Origin of the sequence: Salinicoccus luteus DSM 17002 (genome assembly GCF_000712035.1) — a bacterium.
Classification (GTDB): Bacteria; Bacillota; Bacilli; order Staphylococcales; family Salinicoccaceae; genus Salinicoccus; species Salinicoccus luteus.
This window is the reverse complement of the sequence record NZ_JONV01000006.1, coordinates 91,743-114,299: the sequence shown is the minus strand read 5'-3', so window position 1 is coordinate 114,299 and position 22,557 is coordinate 91,743. Positions and strand designations below refer to the sequence as shown.

At 49.5% G+C, this 22,557-nt stretch carries 20 protein-coding genes; 5 read left to right on the top strand and 15 right to left on the bottom strand.

Annotated elements, in window-relative coordinates; genetic code table 11:
- Nucleotides 1–46: 46 nt before the first annotated feature.
- Complete coding sequence (tyrS, locus tag BO53_RS0100720) at nucleotides 47–1,306, bottom strand: tyrosine--tRNA ligase (protein ID WP_031544395.1); 1,260 nt, start codon at nucleotides 1,304–1,306, stop codon at nucleotides 47–49.
- Nucleotides 1,307–1,720: 414 nt separating this feature from the next.
- Here tyrS and BO53_RS0100715 point away from each other — a divergent pair, with 414 nt between their 5' ends.
- Nucleotides 1,721–4,270 carry a transglycosylase domain-containing protein gene (locus tag BO53_RS0100715; protein WP_031544393.1) on the top strand — a complete coding sequence of 850 codons (2,550 nt, stop codon included), beginning with the start codon at nucleotides 1,721–1,723 and terminating at the stop codon, nucleotides 4,268–4,270.
- A 60-nt stretch (nucleotides 4,271–4,330) separates the two neighbouring features.
- On the opposite strand, the gene BO53_RS0100710 is transcribed toward BO53_RS0100715, so the two are convergent.
- Together BO53_RS0100710 and acsA are read right to left on the bottom strand one after the other, a co-directional pair.
- Nucleotides 4,331–5,998, bottom strand: a complete 1,668-nt coding sequence (locus BO53_RS0100710; RefSeq protein ID WP_031544390.1) for a formate--tetrahydrofolate ligase — start codon at nucleotides 5,996–5,998, stop codon at nucleotides 4,331–4,333.
- A 97-nt stretch (nucleotides 5,999–6,095) separates the two neighbouring features.
- Nucleotides 6,096–7,808, bottom strand: coding sequence for an acetate--CoA ligase (acsA, locus tag BO53_RS0100705; RefSeq protein ID WP_031544388.1), 1,713 nt, complete (start codon nucleotides 7,806–7,808; stop codon nucleotides 6,096–6,098).
- A gap of 104 nt (nucleotides 7,809–7,912) precedes the next feature.
- On the opposite strand from acsA, the gene BO53_RS0100700 reads away from it, so the two are divergent.
- The 3 genes from BO53_RS0100700 to BO53_RS0100690 are packed head-to-tail and all read left to right on the top strand — an operon-like array spanning nucleotide 7,913 to nucleotide 10,345.
- Nucleotides 7,913–8,545 carry a GNAT family N-acetyltransferase gene (locus tag BO53_RS0100700; protein ID WP_031544386.1) on the top strand — a complete coding sequence of 211 codons (633 nt, stop codon included), beginning with the start codon at nucleotides 7,913–7,915 and terminating at the stop codon, nucleotides 8,543–8,545.
- Between the two features lie 10 nt (nucleotides 8,546–8,555).
- On the top strand, nucleotides 8,556–9,197 hold the full coding sequence (locus BO53_RS0100695; RefSeq protein ID WP_031544384.1) for a CBS and ACT domain-containing protein: 642 nt from the start codon (nucleotides 8,556–8,558) through the stop codon (nucleotides 9,195–9,197).
- Nucleotides 9,194–10,345, top strand: coding sequence for an acetoin utilization protein AcuC (locus BO53_RS0100690; RefSeq protein ID WP_031544381.1), 1,152 nt, complete (start codon nucleotides 9,194–9,196; stop codon nucleotides 10,343–10,345). Before BO53_RS0100695 ends, BO53_RS0100690 begins: the two co-directional genes overlap by 4 nt.
- Nucleotides 10,346–10,398: 53 nt before the next feature.
- Here the strand turns inward: BO53_RS0100690 and ccpA are convergent, their stop codons facing one another.
- The 10 genes from ccpA to BO53_RS0100640 form a co-directional block, all read right to left on the bottom strand.
- A complete protein-coding gene (gene ccpA / locus BO53_RS0100685; protein WP_031544380.1) occupies nucleotides 10,399–11,388 on the bottom strand; it encodes a catabolite control protein A in 990 nt (329 codons plus the stop codon).
- A gap of 70 nt (nucleotides 11,389–11,458) precedes the next feature.
- Nucleotides 11,459–12,478: a bifunctional 3-deoxy-7-phosphoheptulonate synthase/chorismate mutase gene (locus BO53_RS0100680; protein ID WP_156956068.1), complete on the bottom strand. Its 1,020-nt coding sequence runs from the start codon at nucleotides 12,476–12,478 to the stop codon at nucleotides 11,459–11,461.
- A 69-nt stretch (nucleotides 12,479–12,547) separates the two neighbouring features.
- Complete coding sequence (locus BO53_RS0100675; protein WP_031544376.1) at nucleotides 12,548–13,024, bottom strand: YtxH domain-containing protein; 477 nt, start codon at nucleotides 13,022–13,024, stop codon at nucleotides 12,548–12,550.
- A 14-nt stretch (nucleotides 13,025–13,038) separates the two neighbouring features.
- Nucleotides 13,039–13,602 carry a DUF948 domain-containing protein gene (locus BO53_RS0100670; RefSeq protein ID WP_031544374.1) on the bottom strand — a complete coding sequence of 188 codons (564 nt, stop codon included), beginning with the start codon at nucleotides 13,600–13,602 and terminating at the stop codon, nucleotides 13,039–13,041.
- A gap of 77 nt (nucleotides 13,603–13,679) precedes the next feature.
- Nucleotides 13,680–14,978 carry a UDP-N-acetylmuramate--L-alanine ligase gene (gene murC, locus BO53_RS0100665; RefSeq protein ID WP_031544372.1) on the bottom strand — a complete coding sequence of 433 codons (1,299 nt, stop codon included), beginning with the start codon at nucleotides 14,976–14,978 and terminating at the stop codon, nucleotides 13,680–13,682.
- A gap of 28 nt (nucleotides 14,979–15,006) precedes the next feature.
- Complete coding sequence (locus BO53_RS0100660) at nucleotides 15,007–16,740, bottom strand: DNA translocase FtsK (RefSeq protein ID WP_031544370.1); 1,734 nt, start codon at nucleotides 16,738–16,740, stop codon at nucleotides 15,007–15,009.
- Nucleotides 16,741–16,751: 11 nt separating this feature from the next.
- Nucleotides 16,752–17,342, bottom strand: coding sequence for a YtpR family tRNA-binding protein (gene ytpR, locus BO53_RS0100655; RefSeq protein ID WP_031544368.1), 591 nt, complete (start codon nucleotides 17,340–17,342; stop codon nucleotides 16,752–16,754).
- Nucleotides 17,339–18,151: a DUF1444 family protein gene (locus BO53_RS0100650; RefSeq protein WP_031544366.1), complete on the bottom strand. Its 813-nt coding sequence runs from the start codon at nucleotides 18,149–18,151 to the stop codon at nucleotides 17,339–17,341. Before BO53_RS0100650 ends, ytpR begins: the two co-directional genes overlap by 4 nt.
- Before the next feature lie 16 nt (nucleotides 18,152–18,167).
- Entirely contained in the window at nucleotides 18,168–19,163 is a 996-nt protein-coding gene (locus BO53_RS0100645; protein WP_031544365.1) for a PTS sugar transporter subunit IIC, read from the bottom strand.
- The gene (locus BO53_RS0100640; protein WP_031544363.1) at nucleotides 19,163–20,245 is read right to left on the bottom strand and encodes a M42 family metallopeptidase; all 1,083 of its coding nucleotides are present in this window, start codon (nucleotides 20,243–20,245) and stop codon (nucleotides 19,163–19,165) included. The genes BO53_RS0100645 and BO53_RS0100640 overlap by 1 nt, the downstream gene beginning before the upstream one ends.
- A 71-nt stretch (nucleotides 20,246–20,316) precedes the next feature.
- On the opposite strand from BO53_RS0100640, the gene BO53_RS0100635 reads away from it, so the two are divergent.
- Nucleotides 20,317–20,616 (top strand): hypothetical protein, encoded by a 300-nt coding sequence (locus tag BO53_RS0100635; protein WP_031544361.1) that lies wholly within the window; start codon nucleotides 20,317–20,319, stop codon nucleotides 20,614–20,616.
- Here BO53_RS0100635 and BO53_RS0100630 read toward each other — a convergent pair.
- Together BO53_RS0100630 and trmB are read right to left on the bottom strand one after the other, a co-directional pair.
- Complete coding sequence (locus BO53_RS0100630) at nucleotides 20,603–21,805, bottom strand: MalY/PatB family protein (RefSeq protein WP_031544359.1); 1,203 nt, start codon at nucleotides 21,803–21,805, stop codon at nucleotides 20,603–20,605. The genes BO53_RS0100635 and BO53_RS0100630 overlap by 14 nt on opposite strands.
- 92 nt (nucleotides 21,806–21,897) lie before the next feature.
- Nucleotides 21,898–22,530, bottom strand: coding sequence for a tRNA (guanosine(46)-N7)-methyltransferase TrmB (trmB, locus tag BO53_RS0100625; protein WP_031544357.1), 633 nt, complete (start codon nucleotides 22,528–22,530; stop codon nucleotides 21,898–21,900).
- Nucleotides 22,531–22,557 lie beyond the last annotated feature (27 nt).

Below are 22,557 nucleotides of genomic sequence, written 5' to 3'. Positions count from 1 at the left end.
TCGGCACATGACAAAAGAGACCGGTGCAGTGCACCAGTCCCGGCTGTTATGAATACTTGACCATATGGTATTTCTTCTTGCCTCTTCTGATGACGGTGAAGGCACCATCAAGCCTGTCATCTTCCTTGATTTCATAGTCGACATCCTGCTGGCGCTCCCCATTGATGTAGATGGCACCATTCTTGATGTCCTCCCTCGCCTGTCTGCGGGAGGAGGAGATGCCCGTCTCCACCAGCACTTTGACGAGATTCATGTCGTCATCCGTATAGCTTGCCGACGGCACATCCTTGAAGGCATCCCTGATCTGGTCGACCGACAGGGATTTGATATCCCCGCTGAAGAGCGCTTCAGTAATACGCTGTGCCTCGGCCAAAGCATCCTCGCCGTGGATGAAGGCCGTGATATCCTCGGCCAGGCGCTTCTGTGCCTTCCTCAGATGCGGTTCCGTCATGACGGATTCCTCCAGTGCCTCTATCTCCTCCCTCTCCAGGAAAGTGAAGAGTTTGATGAACCTGATCACATCCGCATCACTCTGGTTGATCCAGAACTGATAGAACTCATATGGGGAAGTGCGATTCGGGTCGAGCCATATGTTGCCGGACTCCGTTTTGCCGAATTTCTTGCCATCCGCTTTCGTCACGAGTGGAATCGTCATGCCTTCTGCTTCCGTTTCACCATATACACGTCTCATCAGGTCGAGGCCGCTTGTGATGTTGCCCCATTGGTCGGAACCGCCGATCTGCATCTTGCAGTCATATTGACGGTTCAGGTGGCCGAAATCAATGGCCTGGAGGATCGTATATGTGAACTCGGTATATGAAATGCCCGTCTCAAGTCTGGATTGGATGGCATCCTTTGCGAGCATGTAGTTCAGGCTGACATGCTTCCCGTAGTCCCTCAGGAAGCTGATCAGACTGATTTCCTGAAGCCAGTCCTTGTTGTTGACCAGCAATGCACTGTTTTCATCAGAGAAGTCGAAGATGCGCTCCATCTGCTTCTTTATGCCACGGACGTTGTCATCGATCTGATCCTCCGTCTGAAGCTTCCGCTCCTCGCTTTTGAAGGAAGGGTCCCCGATCATGCCTGTGCCACCGCCGATTAGGACGATTGGACGGTGTCCATGATCCTGGAACCGTCTGAGTGTCAGGAATGGCACCAGGTGGCCGATGTGGAGGCTGTCCGCCGTCGGGTCAGCCCCGCAGTATAATGAGAGTTGCCCGCGGTCGAGCAGTTCTGTAATCTTTTCCTCATCCGTCATCTGATAGATGATTCCCCTGTATTTCAAATCTTCCAGTAGTTCATTCATGTCTTTTCCTCCTAATGTCATATGTAATTTCTACAAATTAAAAAGCACCCCTACAAGAGTAAGGGTGCTTGAGTACACGGTACCACCATACAGTTTCACTTTATGGGCAGGAACGTCCACCCCGACGATCGAATATCTGATGCAGTGTATTCGTTGGACGCGTGCACTGATTCCCACCTGCCATCAGCTCTCTGAATTCCGCCAAACCAACTACTTCTCTGCCATTCGAATAATATCAATTTATAGGAATGATATATTCTTGTCGGCAAAAAGTCAAGAGCCTTTCTTTCTATACCGTCAAGAACTCCTGTGGACCAGGCTTGCACCCTGCTGGCACAGGACGTCATATTCACCTTTTATCACTAACTCTCTTTGTTTTTTCTGTGTTATAATGACCGATGATAGGAGGTAGCAATGAAGAATAATGACTTTGTAAATTATATTAAAAACCTATTTTCTCGCAGAGATACAGGGAAGGCTTCCATTCAGGGATCCACCTTCAAAGAGAAATACAATAGTGTCACCTCGCGCTTTAAAAAAGCCGGTTCTCCACTCAGGATATCATTTTTTACTGCCTATGACACAATCTGGAACATAATTCTCTTTACAGTGCTTGCAGCCACCCTGGTGGGCATACTCGCATTCAGCATCGGCGTGGGCTATTTTGCAGCACTCGTAAATGATGAGGAAATCCAGCCGGCGGAAGAAGTGAAGACCGCCCTGACTGAAATGACGGAAAGCACCACCGTCGCTTTCGGTTCCGGTGAGGCACTCGGCACTTTGAGGGCAGACCTAATACGGGAGCGTGTAGATTATGAAAATATTTCCCCACACGTCGTCGAAGCCCTCATAGCCACTGAGGATGAGTATTTCTATGAACATAACGGTGTCGTGCCGAAAGCCTTCATGAGAGCCGCACTCCAGCAGGTAGCGGGGGCGGAATCCGGTACAGGCGGCAGTACACTGACACAGCAGCTGGTCAAAAATCAGCTGCTGACGAATGAAACGACATTCGACCGCAAGGCAACGGAGCTCCTGCTTGCTTTCCGCGTTGAAAAACTTCTGTCCAAGGAAGAGATTCTGGAAGCCTATCTGAATGCCGTATCCTTCGGCCGTAATGCCAACGGCCAGAATATCGCCGGGGTACAGGCGGCTGCAGAAGGAATTTTCGGAAAGAATGCAGATGAATTGAACCTCGCAGAAAGTGCCTTCATTGCCGGTATTCCGCAGAACCCTTACGCGTATACCCCATTCCTGCAGGGCGGGGCAGTCAAAGATGAGGATCTGCGACAGGTAGGACTGAACAGGCAGCGCTTCGTTTTGGAAAGGATGCTTATTGAAGACAAGATCACCCAGGAGGAGTACGATGAAGCTGTCGAGTATGATCTGTATGCCAATCTGACCGACAGTGTAACTGTACCGAACCAGAACTATCCATTCCTGACTGACGAAGTGGAAAGGCGCAGTATAGACATACTTAAGTATCACCTTGCTGAAGAAGATGGCCTGACGCGTGAGGATGTCGACTCCACTCCGTTGATCAACCAGGAGTATACAGGCATGGCGAACACTGCACTGAGAAACCAGGGTTATCATATCGAAACGACCATCGATAAGACGATCTATGACACCATGCAGGATGTGAAGGACAATTCCAGCTACTACTATGGATCCAGGAGCATTGAGGATGCAGAAGATGCCTCTGAGGAGGAGCAGGAAGCGAGCGATGAAGTGTTCGAACACGAACTTGGTGCCATGCTGAAGGACAACCAGACCGGCAAGATTCTTGGCTTCATAGGCGGACGGGATCATGACCGTTCTTCAATCAACCATGCAACCCAGACAACCCGGATGGCCGGTTCCACCATGAAGCCGCTGATCACCTATGGTCCGGCACTCGATAAAGGGCTGATTGCTCCGGATACAGTGCTGCTGGATGAAATCTTCACAATACCCAATCCTTTCGGTGAGGACTACAGCCCCCGGAACTATGATGTGGACGAAGAATTCGGACTTGTGTCCGCCAAGCATGCGCTCAGCAATTCATACAACCTGAGTACATTGAGACTATGGGCGGATGTGAGACAGCATAATCCACAGGAATATTTCGAGAAGATGGGAATGCCACTGGCAGACGCCCATTATGCTGATGAAGATACCCTGGGAGTTTCGCTCCCACTCGGCTCCAACGACATGTCGGTCGAGGACAATGCAAATGCATTCTCCACTTTTGCAAATAATGGTGAACTGGTCGACAGTTATATGATCGAATCGATCACCAGCCCAACCGGTGAGGTCATATATGAGCATGAAAGTGAATCCACCCAAATATTCAAGGATTCTACAGCCTATCTCATGACCGACATACTCAAGGAAACCTTCCAGACGGGTTCCGCCTACTATATCCAGGACTACTACAACAGTGTCAGCGACACATATGATTGGGCAGCGAAGACCGGTACGTCCAATGCGTTCATCGACTCCTGGTTCATGGGCTATAATCCTAAAGTTACATTAGGGGTGTGGATGGGTTACGACCGCAACATTCCACAGGTGGCCAACCAGGATAGCGAACAGCACCTGCACATCTATAACTGGCGTAACATTGCGCAGGCCCTCAGCGAAGTTGCTCCTGAGCAGATGGGAGCCAATGAACGGTTCAGCCGACCTTCTTCTGTAAGGGAAGTCGAATACTGTGCACTCACCATGGAAACAGAGGAGGACTGTGAGAAGAATCTGGATAAAGTGCGTGAAGGCTTGATTGCCGAAGATACACGGCTTACCGACAAGGACAGCCTGAGCGACTCCGAAATCATGGAGAGGATGGGAGAGGACTTCGACTCCGGGCTCAGCACTTCGGATCTCCGTGGTACAGTGACACATTCATATGATGACCGTTATCGTGTCGGAGGCAGCGCCTCAAGTTCTGACGATGATGAAGACGAAGACGAGGAAGAGGAGTAACAAAAAATCGCCCCTATCAATTGATAGGGGCGATTTTTCTATTTCTGTATTCTTTTGATTTTAGAAGAGACCTTTGGAGTTGCCGTCGGCATCCACGTCCATGTGTACAGCTGAAGGTACTTTAGGAAGGCCTGGCATCGTCATGATGTCTCCTGTCAATGCAACGACGAATCCTGCCCCCGCCTTGGCGACGACTTCCCTTACAGTGACCTTGAAGCCTGTCGGACGGCCCAGCAGTGTCGGATCATCACTCAGGGAGTACTGCGACTTCGCCATACATACCGGGAACTCTCCCCAACCGTGGCGATCGATTTCAGCAAGTTGTTTCTTAGCCTTGTCTGTAAAGATGACGCCTTCTCCACCATAGACTTCAGTAACGATCTTTTCGATCTTCTGGTCGATTGGCAGTGAATTTTCATAAAGATGTTTGAAATTTTGTGGTTCATCAAGCACTTCAAGGACCTGCTTGGCAAGATCCGTGCCACCTGAACCGCCATGCTCCCATACTTTGGTCAGGGAGACCCTTACATTCTGCTCCTTGCACCAGCTGAGGACATAGTCCCTCTCTTCATCCGTATCCGTTACGAAATCATTGAGTGCAACAACCGGCTCGATGCCGAATTTGCGTGCATTTTCGATATGCTTTTCAAGGTTTTTAATACCTTCCTTCAATGCATCGACATTCGCTTCACCGAGGTCCTTTTTGGCCACGCCGCCATTCATCTTGAGCGCGCGGATTGTCGCCACAAGCACAATCGCATCGGGTGCAAATTCACCTTTTCTTGCTTTGATGTTCATGAACTTCTCCCCACCAAGGTCGGAGCCGAATCCACATTCTGTAACAACGATGTCCGCAAGCTTTCTTGCAGTGTTCGTTGCGATGAGCGAGTTGCATCCGTGTGCAATGTTGGCGAAAGGTCCACCATGGATGAGTGCCGGAGTCCCTTCCATCGTCTGTACGAGGTTCGGCTTGATGGCCTCTTTCAGCAGAAGCGCAAGTGCCCCTTCAACTTCAAGCTGTCCGACTGTAACCGGCTCCCTGTCATAAGTGTATCCGATGACGATGTCTGCAAGCTTTTTCTTGAGATCGATTATGTCACTTGCGAGACACAGCACCGCCATGATTTCACTTGCTACTGTAATGTCAAATCCATCTTCTCTTGGAACGCCGCGTGTCGGTCCACCAAGCCCCACTACCACCTGACGCAGTGCGCGGTCGTTCATGTCCAGCACGCGCTTCCAGGTTACACGTCTTGGATCGATATTCAGTTTATTGCCGTGATGGATATGGTTATCGATGAATGCTGAAAGTGCATTGTTGGCTGTTGTGATAGCGTGAAGGTCTCCGTTGAAGTGGAGATTGATCTCTTCCATCGGAAGTACCTGTGCACGTCCACCGCCTGTCGCACCACCCTTGATGCCCATTACCGGACCCAGGGATGGTTCGCGGAGAGCCACCATAACATTCTTCTCAAGCTGGTTGAACGCGTCTGCGAGTCCCACGGTACAAGTGGACTTCCCTTCTCCTGCCGGTGTCGGGTTCATTGCGGATACGAGTACGACTTTGGATTGCTTTTCGTTGCCTTCAATCTTATGTATGTCGACTTTTGCCTTGTATTTTCCATACATCTCCAAAGCATCATGAGGAATGCCCGCCTTTTGTGCAATCTCCTCAATAGGTTTGATGTCTGCTTTCGCAGCAGTTTCCTGGTCTGTCAAATGTGCCACCTTGTCATCTCCTTTTTATTATTAGGATTCCACCCTTCCATTATGCCATAATAAACAGAAAATTGCCCCTAATATTTATTAGGGGCAATCAAGTTTTTTAATCGTCATCCATGGATGACAGGTCGCCTGTCGGCAAGTCAAGTTCCCATGCTTTCAGCACGCGGCGCATGATCTTACCACTTCTTGTCTTAGGCAGTTTATCCTTGAATTCGATCTCTCTTGGGGCAGCATGTGCTGCAAGACCTTCCTTGACATACTTGCGGATCTCTTCTTTCAGTTCATCCGTCGGCTCGTTGCCTTCCCTGAGCGCGATGAATGCCTTGACGATTTCACCCCGTACTGGATCCGGCTTGCCGATCACCCCTGCTTCCTGAACAGCTGGGTGCTCCACGAGCTTGGATTCTATTTCGAATGGTCCCACACGTTCACCGGCGGTCATGATGACATCATCCACACGGCCCTGGAACCAGTAGTAGCCATCTTCATCCTTATAAGCGGAGTCACCGGATACATACCAGTCGCCGATGAAGTAGGAATCGTACTTGGCATCATTCTTCCAGATCTTGCGCATCATCGCAGGCCATCCACGTTTCATGGCCAGGTTGCCCATGCGGTTTGGCGGCAGTTCGTTGCCTTCATCATCTATGATTGCCGCTTCGACGCCAGGCAGCGGTTTGCCCATGGAACCACCCTTGATATCCATTGCAGGCATGTTGACGATCATATGTGCCCCTGTCTCGGTCATCCACCAAGTATCATGTATTCTCAGGTTGAACACCTTCATTCCCCATTTGACCACTTCCGGATTGAGTGGCTCACCGACGGACAGTACATGGCGGAGTGAAGACAGATCATAGTCGTTTACGATTTCGTCCCCCGCCCCCATGAGCATACGGAATGCCGTCGGCGCACTGTACCAGATTGTGATGTTCAGATCCTGAATGGCTCCATACCATGATTCAGGGGAGAAGCGGCCACCCACTACAACATTCGTTGCCCCGTTCAGCCATGGTGCGAATATACCATATGATGTACCCGTCACCCAGCCTGGGTCCGCTGTACACCAGTAGACATCGTCCTCTTTGAGGTCGAGCACATATTTCCCTGAGATATAGTGCTGGACCATGGCATGCTGGACATGCAGAACCCCTTTCGGCTGACCTGTCGATCCACTCGTATAGTGCAGGATCAGGCCGTCTTCCTTGTCCAGCCACTCTATATCGAATTCATCACTTGCCTTCTCATAGCTCGCGTCGAAATCGATATACCTTTCATCGGAACCATCTCCGACGACGACGACTTTTTCAAGATTTGGCAGATCATCCACCGGAATCCTCGGCAGCAGCTCAGGCGTCGTAATGATGACTTTGGCATCACTGTTCTCCAGACGATCCCTTACCGCCTTCTCCATGAATGCTTCAAACAGCGGACCGACGATTGCACCAATCTTCAGTGCACCGAGCAGTGAAAAATAGAGTTCAGGGCTTCTTGCCATGAAAATGAATACGCGGTCCCCTTTGACGACTCCTGCTTCATCCTTGAGCACGTTGGCGGCTTTATTGGATGCTTTCTTCAAGTCCTCAAATGTATAGGAGAGTTTCTTATCTCCGTTCTTATAGTGAAGTGCGACTTTATCACCACGACCATCCTCAACATGCCTGTCTATGCACTCATAGGCCATGTTGTATTTCCCGGTCTCATACCAGGAGAATTGCTTCTCCACTTCTGTCCAATCGTGGTTTTTCACCGCCTCGTCATAATCCTTCAAGTTAGGATTCTGATCCGTTGCTTCGTAAAGTTCTACCTTCATAATAATAACTCCCCTTTTGTGTTTTCTCTTTTACACTTCTTATTATATAATAGAATAGAACCATTTTTCAAAATAATTAAAATAAAATCCAGGAGGGCTTCTTTTTGCATCACACAAAGACTTATTATAAAGAAGAGTACGAGACGGAAAATCACTCATTTATACTTGAAGGACCCCTGACCGCCAAAGAGCTTTCCGCCTTCACATTTGATGATGGTCTTGATGCTTTCCGCCCACCGATTGAGCAGTTCGAAGCGATAAAGGAAATCGCCGAACTGGAAGAAGGTCGGATCCTGATTATCAGGGAGGGGAATCACATTATCGGCTATGTGACCTACCTCCACCCGGATCCCATGGAACGCTGGTCTGATGGCAATCTCCCCTATATCATGGAGCTCGGTGCCATTGAGATCAGTCTGGACTACCGCAGTTTCGGTCTCGGCAAACGCCTGCTGAGCCTTTCCATGCAGGATGCATTCATGGAAAATTACATCATTATCACAACAGAATACTACTGGCATTGGGATCTTAAGAACAGCGGTCTCGATGTGTATGAATATAAAGATCTGATGATCAGGCTGATGGCAAGCGTCGGATTCGAGGTCTTTCAGACGAACGACCCGGAAATCACCGGCCACCCCGCCAATACGCTCATGGCACGTGTAGGGAAAAATATCAAAGAGGAACAGATGATGGCTTTTGATAAGCTGAGATTCAAAAACCGCTTTTTTTTCTAGGAGGAGAGAAATGCTAGTTGAAAGAATTATGACCAGTCCGGTCAGGACATTGACGCCCGAGCACACGATTGAAGATGCATTGAATATGATGAGTGCCTACTCATTCCGTCACATCCCACTCGTTGATGAGGAGGAGAATCTCGTGGGCATCGTCTCCGACAGGGACATAAAACTGACACTGCCCTCGGTCCTTTCAGATGACGATCCGGATTTTACACTGAAAGTGCCCATATCGAGGATAATGCGCAAACGGGTCACCTATTGTCATCCGCTGGATTTCGTCGAGGAGATTGCGCTCGATTTCTACCACTATGCAATCGGGGCGATACCTGTCCTCAGAAATGGCAGGATTGTAGGCATCATCACCCAAAAGGATATGCTCAATACCTATCTGGAACTGACGGGAATTACTGAGCCCGGCTCCATAATAGAAGTCGAGGTGGAGGACCGCACCGGCGTCATCTATGATATCGGCAAGGTATTCAAGGACCTCAACATAAAGATAGTAAGCATCTCCGTCTATAAAAACAAGGAGAAGAAGGGGTACAAAACAATTGTGCTGCGGGTACAGGCAATGAATCCGAGAAAAGCCATCGATACACTCAAAGACAGAGGGTTCACCGTCCTTGAACCCTCACAGATGGGCCAATGACAAGACCACTTTATGTATATGATGATGCATTGCTCAAGTACCGCTTCCACTCTACCCACCCCTTCAATCAGATGAGGCTGAAGATGACGACCGATCTATTGATGGCGTCGGGTCATCTCAGCCCCTCGGATATCATCAGGCCGCGTGAAGCGACTGACAAAGAGCTCGAACTGGTGCACAAGAAGGATTTTATCGAAGCGGTGAAGCTTGCAGGTGAAGGGAAACTGCCTGAAGACAAGATGGAAAGCTATGGCCTCAACACGGAGGATACCCCAAGTTTCGAAGGCATGCATGAGAAGAGCCGCATGCTTGTAGGCGCCACATTGAGCGCTGTGGAGGCTGTAATGGACGGCAGGACGGATAAGGCCCTCAGCCTTGCTGGAGGCCTGCATCATGGCTTCAGTGGACGGGCAAGCGGCTTCTGCGTCTATAATGATTCGGCGGTCGCCATAGAATACATCAGAAAAAAGTATGGCAAACGTGTACTCTACATCGATACCGATGCCCATCATGGTGACGGTGTGCAATGGATATTCTATGATACAAACGAAGTCATGACCTATTCCATCCACGAAACAGGACGCTACCTGTTTCCGGGGACCGGCAGTCTGACGGAACGGGGTACGGAAGAGGGATTCGGTTTTGCCGTCAATCTGCCCATAGATGCGTTTACCGAAGATGATTCCTTCCTGGAAATATTCAAGGAAACGCTCGAGGCGGCAATCAAAAAATTCCAGCCGGATGTGATATTCAGCCAGAATGGTGTCGATGCACATTTCAGGGATCCGATGACCCACCTGGCACTGACTTCCAGAACCTTCGAGGAAATCCCCCGGTTTGTCAATCAGATGGCCGACAAGTATACGGATGGCAAATGGATCGCTGTCGGTGGCGGCGGCTACAACATTTGGCAGGTCGTCCCCCGCATGTGGGCCCAAATATGGCTCAGCATGACCGGCATCCCCGCTCCGCGCGGTCCGCTGCCGGAGGCATTCATGGAGCAGTACCGTTCGAAGAGCCCGGTCGACTTCCCTGAAAAATGGGAGGACGTGCTGACCGACTACAACGATATCCCGCGTCGCGAAGAAATCAGTGAAAAGAACCGCAGCATGCTCAGCAGGGCCATGCTCCACCTGGAGGAGCAATAATCAATGCAGGGTTTGGCGAAATAGAAAAGACGGACTCTCGGAGTCCGTCTTTTCTATTTCGTTGTTGCCCGGTATTCGATTTTATAGGGAAGGATGACGTTCGCCTCTTCCACAGTTTCTTCATTCATGTATTTGGTGAGCAGACGCATTCCGACAGCCCCGATATCATACAATGGCAGCGCCACACTCGACAGCGGCGGCCTTACCATATTCACCAGGCGTGTATTGCTGCAGCTCATAATCTGTATTTCATCCGGTACCGCAATGTTGTTGTCCATCGCACCGTGGAGCACCCCGATGGCTGTTTCATCACTCATTGTAATCACAACATCGGCTTTCAGCTCCTGTATCTCGTCAAACAGGGATTTTCCGGATTGGTAGTCTTCAGCTGCGGAAAGGATGTACTGATCATCGAAGTCCTTCCCCTGCTCCTTATAGGCCGCTTTTATGCCTTCTTCAATGTGACGCTCCAGCTGTTCGGAATAGGCCGCTTTGACAAATGCAATCTGTCCGGCGCCTTCATCAAGGAACTTTGAAGCAGCCTCCTTGATGGCTTCATAGTAGTCTATATTGACTGATGGCATGTTTTCGTCCTTTTCGCTGGTGCCGCATATGACGACTGGGAGATGGGAACTCTTTATGTCATTGAGCGTCTCCTCGTTCAATGCACCGCCCAGGAAGACGATACCATCGACCTGCTTGCTGACAAGACCAAGGAAGGCGTCCCTTTCCTTTTCCGGATCGTTGTCTGTGTTCGTAATGATGATCTGATAGTTATACATCTCGGCAATATCATCCAGACCACGTGCCAGAGATGAATAGTACAAGTTTGAAATATCCGGTATGATGACACCGACAGTCGTCGTCTTCTTGCTTGCCAGACCGCGTGCCACAGCATTTGGACGATAGTCCAGCCTTTCAATAACATCTTTAACCTTTTTTCTTGTTTCTGGCTTGACGTTGGGATTCCCGTTAAGCACTCTGGAAACTGTTGCCATCGACACTTTGGCCTCTCTGGCAACATCATATATGGTAACCGTCATATTGCACCCCCGCACGCTTTTGAAAGCGCTTTTTGTACTATAATAACATGACTGTAAAGTTTCGTCATGGTTAAATAAGACTAAAATGAAAATTATCGAATTCCTCAAGAGACATCTGCTGCGCCCTGTCACTCAGAGCAATAGCTGGATTTGGATGGACTTCGGCCATTATGCCATCGGCGCCTGCTGCAAGTGCCGCTTTGGCACAATCTGACATGATTTCCTTCCTCCCTGTGGAATGTGTGACATCCACTAGGACAGGCAGGTGGCTCGCCTGCTTGAGCAGAGGGACAGCCGATATATCCAGCGTGTTCCTTGTGCTCTTTTCGAATGTCCGTATACCCCGTTCGCAGAAGACGACATTTCCATTGCCTTCAGCCAATATATATTCGGCGGCATAGAGGAACTCTTCTATCGTAGCACTCATGCCCCTTTTCAGTATCACAGGCTTCTGGGAACGCCCCACTGCTTTGAGCAGTTCGAAATTCTGCATGTTGCGTGCCCCGATCTGGAACGCATCCAGATGGTCCTCAGCCATGGTGACATGCTCTGGAGCTACAATTTCGCTGACCACTGCGAGGCCATGCGTTTCTTTTATCTCCTTCAGTATTTCGAGGCCTTCCTGCCCCAGACCCTGAAAGTCATATGGTGAAGTGCGGGGTTTGAATGCCCCACCCCTGATCATCTTCAGGCCTTTCTGTTTGAGGGCCGATGCCACTTCTGCAACCTGTCTGTAGGATTCAACTGCACAGGGGCCGAATATATGGGCAGGTGCATCTCCGCCTATTTCAGCATCACCAATCCTGACGATCGTATCCGCACTCTGATGAGCCCTCGAGACGAGCAGGGGCGGCGGGTCTTCCGCACTTGCCTGCCTGGAGGATGCATCGGTCAGGTTTTCGAGCAGATCCTGTACAAAAGCGGCATCATACATGCCTTCATAATTGGCCAGCAGTCTGCTGTAATGGCCCGCGCCATCGATTCTGTCCCCGGAATGGCCGGTTATTGCGGCCCTTTCGTCCAACAGATCCAATAGGGCCATATCGATCTCCATCAATTTTTCCCTGTCCAAAGCATCATCCTGATTCATATTGTCCACCTCATAAAATCAACCACATGCCGAAACATGTGGTTGAAAAATAATGATATCATGTTATTACTATTTTTTGTCTTCGTCAAGCTTTTCAGCGTATTTCGACATATCCACTGTCCTCGGATCATCAGTATGCGGTTCATTCACTTCTTCCTGAATCGCATCCTTCTGTGCCTTGACTGCAGATTCATCGAGGGATTTCACCCTCTTCTTCTCATCCATTTCGCTTTTCTTGGCTGAGATGTCGCCTTTCTTGTCTTCCATCTTGTCACGCAGTTGATTTGTCTTGTCCTGTACTTTCTCTTTGAAGTCTGCACCTTCCCCACTGCCGCTCTCCTTGGTTTTGGAAAACTTCTGGGTCTGCTCGGAAATGTCATCCCTTAATGCATCCCCGGATTTTGGTGCAAGCAGCAGTCCACCGATCGTTCCAACGAGAAGACCGACGGCAAGACCGATGGAGAAATCCCTTCCGGTCGTCTGGTTGAGCTGCTCCTCATATTCTTCGACACCATGAAGGTGCCGGTCACGGTTATAGGTTTCCATATAAGAACCTCCCATTATTTGCTGTCGTTATCAAGCCCAGCATTCACACGGTCTTCATCGAGATTGTCATTTGTTGTCACTGACTGGTTTACAGCCACCGGCAGATTATCCGGATCGTCTTCAGCCGTAGTTGAATATTTCGTGTTGAAAGCACTATTGCGCTTCTGTCTCATCTGCCATTTGTCTGCAACTTCCATTGCGACATTGGACCATTGTACGACTTGGGAAATCTTATCTTCATTCTGTGATATGTTGTGAGTGATTGAGTTCGTCACCCGGTCAACCGAAGAATTCAGGTTATTCATGGATTGCCCGATACCTTGTACGGCATCCACTACAGAATTGAGTTTAGCAGATTTACCCTGTACATCCTCTGCCAGACGGTTCGTCTTGTGCAGCAGGTCAGTTGATTCCCGTGTAATGCCCTGAATCTGTCCTTCTACTCCATCAAGTGTCTTTGCTACATGATCCAGATTCTTCTTGACTGAGAACAGTACGACTGCCAAAGCAATACAAAGAATCAGGAAGGCAATAGCAGCAACACCTGCGGCAATATATAAAATTATTTGCCAATCCATCATAACGCCTCCATCTATATCTTTATTTGTTATTCATTCTTTAACTTATCCCAAATGGTAATGGTATAAACATTTTATTAGGATAATAACTCAGTGAATCTTTTTTCGTATTTTTGGATGTCCCCCGCCCCCATGAAGATGATGACGGCTTCCTTATGAGAATTGAGCCTATCGATTTCCCCTTCTGCCAAAAGTTCGGCCCCCGGGATCAGATCGACAAGGTCCCGGCTCGACAGATCGCCCTCCTGCTCCCTTGCCGAACCGAAAATATCCACAATGTAGGATTTGTCGGAGGCGGACAGGGCTTCTGCAAACTCGTTCAGGAACTTTTCCGTCCGGGAAAAGGTGTGGGGCTGGAAAACTGTGACGATTTCCCTCCCACTATATTTCTTCCTTGCCGTCTCAAGGGTGGCCTGTATTTCTTTGGGGTGATGTGCATAATCATCGACGATGACCATACCATTCCTGAACGTTTCACTGAAACGCCGCTTCACTCCACCGAAAGTCATGAATGCCTTTTTGATGTTCTCCATATCCAGCTTCTCCAGGTAGCCGACTGTGATCACAGCGAGGGAATTCAGAACATGGTGGTCTCCGTACATCGGAATCGTAAACCTGTCCAGAAACTCGCCTTCCACATGGACATTGAAGCGCGTCCCGTTGGGAAGAACTTCAATGTCGGTGGCACTGATGTCGAAGTTGTCACCAATACCGTAGAAGTAGACGGGGACATCATAGGACATGCTTCTTGTATGGCTGTCCCCCCCGTAGGCGATCACAGCTTTTTTGACCTGGCTTGCCATTTCGGAAAATGCATCGATGACATCCTGCAGATCCTTGAAATAGTCCGGGTGATCGAAATCTATGTTGGTGATGATGGCATAATCAGGATGATAGCTTAAAAAATGCCGCTTGTATTCACAGGATTCGAAAGTGAAGTATTTGCTGTCCTCAAGACCAAAACCTGTGCCATCGCCTATGAGGAATGTCGTATCCACATCCCCATTCATCACATGGCTGAGCAGACCAGTGGTGGAAGTCTTGCCGTGGGCCCCAGTGACCGCTATCGAGGTGAACTGGTTCATGAATTGCGACAGGAACTCATGGTAGCGTATGACCGGATATCCTTTTTTTCTTGCGGCGCTGATTTCGGGATGATCATCCCCAAAGGCGTTGCCTGCAATGTAGGTGAAGCCCTCAACGATGTTCGATTCATTAAAGGGCAGGATTCTTATGCCCTTGTCCCTGAGCTGGTGCTCAGTAAAAACTTCCTTTTCTATATCTGCCCCCTGGACCTCATGACCTAGGTCATGAAGTACCTGGGCCAACGCACTCATGCCTGCGCCCTTGATTCCTATAAAATGATATTTTTCCATGAGCTCACCATACTTTCATAAAATGGATTCATTGGGATATCCCTTTCAGATGAGAGAGAACATCTTCCTTGATTTCTTGGGACAGCACTCCGGCATTTACGCGGAGCGGTTTATTGGATGTGGGAATCTGAATCAGCATATCATTGCCTTCAGTGAGCTCTTTCGCCCCTTCGACAACCTTGGATTTTTCATCCTTGAATGATATGCGTGTCTGCATCATCTGGAGCAGTTCAAAACGGATTCCCACATCGTTTCTTGAATGATTCATGATGAGGTGTATTCCGAGCGGCTTCCCTTTTTTCAGGATTTGTACGATAGCCCGTATGGCCTCGGGATTATTGTGTTCGAACAGCTCTGCCAGATCGTCGATGACGACCACGAGGACACTTTTCTTGGCTTCATTGCTGACCCGCTGATTGAAGCTGTCCAGGTTGCGCACATGTGCCCTCCTGAATTGGTTATGTCTATTGTTCAGCTCTTCCAATACATCCTGCAGTACATGTTTACCGGTGATGGACCTCGGCGTACTGAACATATGCGGTAGGCCTTCATAATCCTTGTAATGGGCCTTGTCGGAAGCGATCATGACCTGAAGTTCCCTTGGGTTATGATTCATCATGAGGGAAACGAGGATGTTATCGACCACTGCAGATGAATGGGCGGCTTCCCCCCCATGGATCAATACCTGGCCTGCCTTCTTCAACGGAAAACTGAAGATCTGGTCATCCACTGTCTTCCCCACTACAAATTTGAAGTCATTCTTTCTGAGTCTGAGGCTGCTGGAGGAAAACAGCGTACTGAAAGGTATCGGATACGGCTCCGGCAGAATGAACTCGACGCCTATATTACTTGTTCCCGCAATGGGAACGATCAGTTTAAAGTCATCGAACGGCAACTCGGAAAGCAGGTGCTCCTTAAGCTTTCCGACAACATTCAGCTTGAAGTTCCTTTCCATCGAAAGCTCATAGCGGCCGACGATGCCATTGGTTCTGTAGGCAGCAACTTTAACAGGCACACCAATAGCGTCAAAAGCAGCAACTATTTCCTCGGAGAGCGCTTCATCCACGCTGTCGTAGCTGCTGTTCTGACCTTCGCCCAATATATGTAGGGGTGGCAAAGTGTTTTTCGGGCCACTCCGTTTTGCCTGATTCTGATTTTTGGATCTGTATTTATTCTTGTCATAAGGTGTCATCATGACATTGAAAGGAGAAACGGATTTCTTGTCGGTGGTATCCTCTCTGGCAGTGGTTTTTTCAGCCGCTTCCTCCCCAGTCTTTGATTGGCCGGACTGACCGGTCACAACGCCGATGGATCGCTCAGCCTCTGCCTTTTTCGCCCTTTCCTCCATACGCTTCTGCTGTTTTCTTTCACGCTCTTGCCTTTCCCTTTTCAGTCCTTCAACAATCGGGGATGAGTATCCGGATTTCTGATCTTCAGGCGAAGTCTCTGTCTCATCCTGTTTTACAGCCTTCGGATTCCCTTTCGAGCCATGGATTGCAGAAGGCACTGGCCGTGCTTTGCTGATCGTATTTTTCCTTGGTCTCTTCCTGGAATAGCGGCTTTCACCCAACAGCGATTTCTGCTGTTCTTTCCTTATGGGATCGCTGTTCTCCTGTGTCTCCCCTGGCGCCTCAGGACGTTTTTTTATGGCTTCATCGCCATCCTTATCATCCATATCCAGGGGGAACCGGAAACGTTCCCTGTCGGAATGACCTTCTTCAAGCCTATGATTGAATTGTCTTCTCCTTCTTGATCTATCCATCCGCCTCACCCTTATTTCACTTCAAATGGTTGCGCTACTTCATAGCTATCGTCCAGTACATAGATGCCTTTCACTCCGTCATCTTCGAGGTTCAGTTCCTTCCTGGAACAGATCATACCCTTCGATTCGACACCCCTCAGTTTTGAAGGTTTGATATAGAGCCCATCAGGCATGATTGCACCTACTTTTGCCACAACGACCTGCTGGCCGGAATCGACGTTCGGAGCGCCACAGACGATCTGCAGCTCTTCGTCCCCGACATCCACCTTGCATACATTCAGCTTGTCTGCGTCCGGGTGCTTTGATTTTTCGGTTACTTTTCCGACAACGAACTTCGGAGAGAGATCCGGATTGATTTTCTGGATCCCTCTGCTCTCAAGCAGGGTATTGATGCTTCCAAGTATCGCTTCATCCGCCTCGATGTTCACTTCATTCGGGAGCGCAATGTGATTGGATGCATTAAAAATATTCAGGCCGATGATTTCATCCCCGTTCCTGATCACTGTCACATCTTCATGGAATTCATACGTCGGATTTTCCGCCTTCTTCAAAGTGACGAGCAGTACATCTCCAACGTACTGGTAATTATAAGTCAGTTTCATTCATCTCTACCTCTTTTATGATTCTTTTGTTTGCCCAGTATGAACACTGGTTCCAGTTTCTTTTCACGATAGGAGAACGAGAGGGAAGTAATCGGCGTCAGCCCTTCAGCGAAGTACTGCATCATCATCTGTGCCATGATGTCGTAGCCGACACTGTTCCTCACGTTGGCGATGATCAGCACATCCTGGTGCGGAAGGCCGACCATCATTTCTCCATCGAAGTTTTCGTGCATGTCATCGAGAAGCTGTGTGTTCAGTATGCGCGTCGCATCATATCCATCGTTATGGTTGATGAAATAGAAGTCGTTCTCCTGGATCGTCTCCTTCTTGTGTGAGACGGGCAGACGCTTCATATTTTTATCAGCCAGCTTCCTCAACGCTTCCTTGTCCAGCCCCAAAGTCTTCAGGAGGGGCTCATCAATCAGCCGATAGCTGTTTTTGAAATCTACTGCGTAATATATTTTCGTTTCATTCGTATGGTCATCCACAACAAACGGGTCACCATTCTTGTTCTTCCTCTGGAAGCTTGAAGAACGGATTACGGGATAGACGCCCGATTCATCCAGGGTGATTGCTTCCTCTTTCATGCGTTCAAGCGTCTCATTAATATAATAGACGATTTCCTCTATGAAGTTCTCGTCCTTCTTCACTTTATCCACCGCTTTTGAAAGTGCAATGTCCAGGCCCTTGCCATTATCATTGCGCTCCACCCTGAGCATCTCCTCTTCCCTGTCGAAGGAAGTCTGAAAATCACTCCGTTTTTCATTGAGCTTCTCTATAATTCTATTTTTAAGCTGGAAAATATTCATCAGATTGCCTCCAGTTCTATTCTTTCGCACCAATTCTTAGTTTCTGATCTCCATCCTTGATCAGTCCTGCGCGTTTCAGCAATGTATAGAATAACAGAGTTACCAGGGCAGGTAAAACGATTTGGAACACGAGGATGAGCAGCCACACCTCCATGGAAGGCCCCATCGTCTCTATCGTCATAATCTGCCCGACGAGGCCACTGGTGCCCATTCCGGCCCCGGCAGCATTGTTTTCCATCGGGAAGAAGACCGTCATTACAGGAGCAATGACCGCACTCGCCAGAACAGGGGGCAGGATGATGAACGGATTCAGAAGTACATTCGGCACCTGCAGCATGGATGTCCCGATTCCAATGGATATCAGGCCTGAGAATCCATTATCCCTATACCCCGTCACAGCCAATCCTACCATATGGCAGCAGCAGCCGATGACCGCGGCCCCGGCGGCAAGGCCGCTCAGGTCGAGCATCAGTGCAAGCGCAGCACTGGAGAGCGGCGCAGTCAATGTGATCCCGAAGATGACTGCCACGAGCATGCCCATCACGAAGGGCCTCTGTTCGGTGGCGAACACGATCACTTCGCCCATGCTTGTCATGAAATCGCCGATCACAGGTCCGATGAACCGGGCAACGAGGTAACCCAGTACAATTGTCAGAAATGGTGTGACGATGATGTCTATCTTCGTTCTTCCTGAATACAGGCGGGCCACTTCAATTGCGATGATGCTCGCGATATAGCTGCCTGCCGCACCGCCCATGTCATAGGCGGCATAACTCACGACGACCACTGAAAATATTACCAGCGGAGAAGCCTTCAGGCCATAGGCGATGGCAGCACCGATTGCGGCGCCGGTCATGCCCATCGCCACCGCCCCGATCTCCTTCAGGCTTTCAAGATAGGGAACATAGGTCCCGATCGTGTCGATGATCAGCCCGATGATGAGGGAGGAGAACAGGCCGAGGGCCATGAAGCTCATGCCATCGATGAACCACCTTCTCAGAAGGCTTCTCATCAGCGTCCCCTCAACTGCTCGACCCTGTCTTCATCGATGCCCCTGACAAGCTCCGTCAGCATTTTCTTCGCGTGGAGATAGTCGTCCGAATTGATGATGGAGTGGCTCGTATGGATATAGCGGGCCACGATGCCCACGACGGCACTGATCACGCCTTCATTGGAGACGTGGATGCTGCCCGCGTCCGTACCGCCCGGAGACTGGTAGTACTGGAATTTGACGTCGTGCCGGTCGGCCGTCTCGAGCATATAGTCGCGCATCGGTTTGGACAGGATCATCGTCCGGTCCATGATGCGTACCAGTGTCCCTTCACCAATCCTGCCCATGTCATCCTTCTTGCCCAGCATATCATTCGCCGGGGAACAGTCCACTGCAAAAGCAACGTCCGGATCTATCAGGTTGGAGCTGACTTTCGCGCCCCTGAGACCGACTTCCTCCTGGACATTGGCACCGACATACAGATCGCATTCGAGATCGACATCAGCCAGTGCCTCGAGCGTCTCTATGGCGATCAGACAGCCATAGCGGTTGTCCCAGGCTTTTGCCAGCAGTTTGTTCTCCTGTTCCATCACTTCGAAATCGACATCAGGCACTATGGAGTCTCCCGGACGGATACCCATGGATTCCAGCTCTTCCCTGCTGTCTGCACCGACGTCAAGGAGCATATCATCCAGTTCGACGGCCTTGTTCTTGCCCTCACCTTTTCTGAAGTGTACAGGCACACTCCCGATGATACCGGTGATCTGCCTGTCTTCTGCCGTCCTGACCTTGAACTTATGGCTCAGCAGGACATCGTTCGACCAGCCGCCGAGTGGAGTGAACTTGATCATTCCATTCTCAGTCAACTGCGTGACCATGAAGCCCACTTCGTCCATGTGACCGGCGATCATGACTTTCGGGGCATTTTCATTCTTCGATTTTTTGAGCGCAAAAATGCCTCCGAGCCCATCCTGCAGAATTTCATCCGCAAAAGGCTCCATCTCCTTCCTCATATAGTCGCGTACCTGGTCCTCAAAGCCGGGAGCCCCGTGAAGCTCCGTCAATGCTTTCATTCTTTCCAGTGTCCTGTTTTCAATTTTCATTCGAATCCTCCTTTTAGTAATCCTCCAACTGATAAATATGTTAAACTTATGGCGATAAGGAGGTCATATACATGCGATCCAAAACCGCCAGACTACTGCTTTTCGCTTCAGTCATTCTATTGCCGGTGTTCATCTGGATCAGATTGAACAGGCATATCCACCCCCAGACGGTCATCAACCGGCTGCACAGGCAGTATGAAGACATTTCATTCGTATCGATTGACTATCATTCCAACAAAAACAAATTCCTCGGAATTGATCGTGAAGTCTTTACAGGCCGCTTCCACGCACTGACCGACGATGGAAAGAAACGCTATCAATTCACCGCCGATGCATATACTGGAGAAATCATGGAAGCTACTGAACTGTAGATTTCATGATTTTTTTGAATGTGCGGTGTATCCTTTCCAGACCGTCTTCGATCCTGTACCGGCTCGAAGCGACATTGAACCGGAAATGCTGATTCTCCTTCACATCATAGATGTGTCCGGGGGACACCGCAATCCCCCCGATATCAATCAATGCCTTATGTACTTCCTCGTCTTCCAGCCCACTCTTTTCAAAGCTGATCCATGCCAGGTAGGTCGCGTCCGGCTTTTTGAAATCCAGCCATTCGGACATGTGCTCAGCGATGTAGTCTTCGACCAGCTGCAGATTTTCCTCAATGTGGCTGTTCAGCTCATCCACCCATGGCCCGCATTCCGTATATGCTGCATGTACCGCTTCCAGCGCCACGCTGTTCGCAGCGCCCATGCCATACTTTGAGGCGATGTTGCGGCCGATTTTAAGACGCAGATGCCTATTTCTGGTAATGAAATAGGAATGTGGGATGCTGGCAAGGTTGAAGGTCTTCCCAAGGCCTGTCGTCACCAGGATCGGGTCCCCTTCCTCCATCAGCTCCACCATCGAAACGAACCGCCCTTTCGGACGCACAAAATCCATATGGATTTCGTCACTGATGAGAAAGACATCCGTTCTGAGACAGATGTCCCGGATCTTTGCCAGCTCCTCCCGCGTCCACACCTTCCCTGTCGGATTGTGCGGACTGCAGTGGATGTAGGCCTTCACATCCTCTCTCCTGCACAGCGCTTCAAATTGATCGAAATCAAACTCGTAGGTATGCTGGTTTCTGATCAGGGGGCAGTCGACGATCTTTCTGCCATTCCCTTTCAGCATCCCGATGAACGCGTTATAGGATGGCATGGTGAGGATGACACCATCCCCTTCTTCGGAAAATTGTCTGACCACCTCACCGATTGTAAACATCACAGAGGGCGCATAATGGATCTCCTCATCCTGGAGGGTGATGCCGAACCTCTCGTGCCACCAGCCTTTCACTGCCCCATAGAACTTCGGATTCTGCCACTTAGTGTAACCGAAGATGCCGTTGTCGATGCGCTTCTTCATTGCATCCGAGACCGCTTCCGGCGTTTCGATGTCCATGTCCGCAATCCAGAATGGTTCGAGCCCGTCCGTCCCGAAAAGCTTTTCGGTCCCCTCGTACTGGACGCTGTATGTACCTTCCCTTGTCGTCTGCCTATTGAAGTCAAAAGTGCTCAAGTGATCTCCTCCAAACTGACCAGAATTTATATTGTCCAAGTATATTTTATCATTCTTTCACGGTGAAATACACGACATTAAAAAAAGCATCTTCAGAAAGATGCTTTGAGTCTGTATATTTTATTTCCCTTGGCTGAAAACTTGTCTTCATATTCCGTCCTTATATTGTCCTCCGGCTCGTCTGCATGAAGATCGAGCTTCACTTCATGGAATGCCATGCCGAAGTTGTTCAGGCTCTGGAGGCTGTATTCGAACAGCCCCCGATTGTCCGTCTTGAACTGGATGAGACCGTCTTCTGCCAGGATGGAGCGGTACTTCTCAAGGAATGCCCCATGGGTCAGGCGGCGCTTTTCATGCCGGTTCTTCGGCCACGGGTCGGAGAAATTAAGGTAGATCCGCTCCACTTCACCCTTCTGGAAGTACTCATCAATCCCGCGTGCATCCAGCAGCAGAAGCCGGACATTTTCAAGCCCCGCCTCCTGCACCTTTTCCACTACGCGTATCATGACATTCTTATCCAGTTCTATACCGACATAATTGATATGCGGATTGCGGGCAGCCAGTTCCGTTATAAATGTGCCCATTCCCGTTCCGACTTCTATATGGAGCGGTTTTCTGTCGGGAAAGAAATTGCCTATCTTTCCGGAGTGGCTGCCATCCGTATCCACAATATTGCTGTTTTCATTCAGAAATTCCATCGCCCAGGGCTTATTGCGCATTCTCATTTAAGTTTCCCACCTGTTACTCATATC

Bases quoted from the DNA above. Each gene is read 5' to 3' on its own strand.
- tyrS (WP_031544395.1), bottom strand. From the start codon at position 1,306: ATGAATGAACTACTGGAAGATTTGAAATACAGGGGAATCATCTATCAG.
- BO53_RS0100715 (WP_031544393.1), top strand. From the start codon at position 1,721: ATGAAGAATAATGACTTTGTAAATTATATTAAAAACCTATTTTCTCGC.
- acsA (WP_031544388.1), bottom strand. From the start codon at position 7,808: ATGAAGGTAGAACTTTACGAAGCAACGGATCAGAATCCTAACTTGAAG.
- BO53_RS0100695 (WP_031544384.1), top strand. From the start codon at position 8,556: ATGCTAGTTGAAAGAATTATGACCAGTCCGGTCAGGACATTGACGCCC.
- BO53_RS0100690 (WP_031544381.1), top strand. From the start codon at position 9,194: ATGACAAGACCACTTTATGTATATGATGATGCATTGCTCAAGTACCGC.
- ccpA (WP_031544380.1), bottom strand. From the start codon at position 11,388: ATGACGGTTACCATATATGATGTTGCCAGAGAGGCCAAAGTGTCGATG.
- BO53_RS0100680 (WP_156956068.1), bottom strand. From the start codon at position 12,478: ATGAATCAGGATGATGCTTTGGACAGGGAAAAATTGATGGAGATCGAT.
- BO53_RS0100675 (WP_031544376.1), bottom strand. From the start codon at position 13,024: ATGGAAACCTATAACCGTGACCGGCACCTTCATGGTGTCGAAGAATAT.
- BO53_RS0100670 (WP_031544374.1), bottom strand. From the start codon at position 13,602: ATGGATTGGCAAATAATTTTATATATTGCCGCAGGTGTTGCTGCTATT.
- murC (WP_031544372.1), bottom strand. From the start codon at position 14,978: ATGGAAAAATATCATTTTATAGGAATCAAGGGCGCAGGCATGAGTGCG.
- BO53_RS0100660 (WP_031544370.1), bottom strand. From the start codon at position 16,740: ATGGATAGATCAAGAAGGAGAAGACAATTCAATCATAGGCTTGAAGAA.
- ytpR (WP_031544368.1), bottom strand. From the start codon at position 17,342: ATGAAACTGACTTATAATTACCAGTACGTTGGAGATGTACTGCTCGTC.
- BO53_RS0100650 (WP_031544366.1), bottom strand. From the start codon at position 18,151: ATGAATATTTTCCAGCTTAAAAATAGAATTATAGAGAAGCTCAATGAA.
- BO53_RS0100645 (WP_031544365.1), bottom strand. From the start codon at position 19,163: ATGAGAAGCCTTCTGAGAAGGTGGTTCATCGATGGCATGAGCTTCATG.
- BO53_RS0100640 (WP_031544363.1), bottom strand. From the start codon at position 20,245: ATGAAAATTGAAAACAGGACACTGGAAAGAATGAAAGCATTGACGGAG.
- BO53_RS0100635 (WP_031544361.1), top strand. From the start codon at position 20,317: ATGCGATCCAAAACCGCCAGACTACTGCTTTTCGCTTCAGTCATTCTA.
- trmB (WP_031544357.1), bottom strand. From the start codon at position 22,530: ATGAGAATGCGCAATAAGCCCTGGGCGATGGAATTTCTGAATGAAAAC.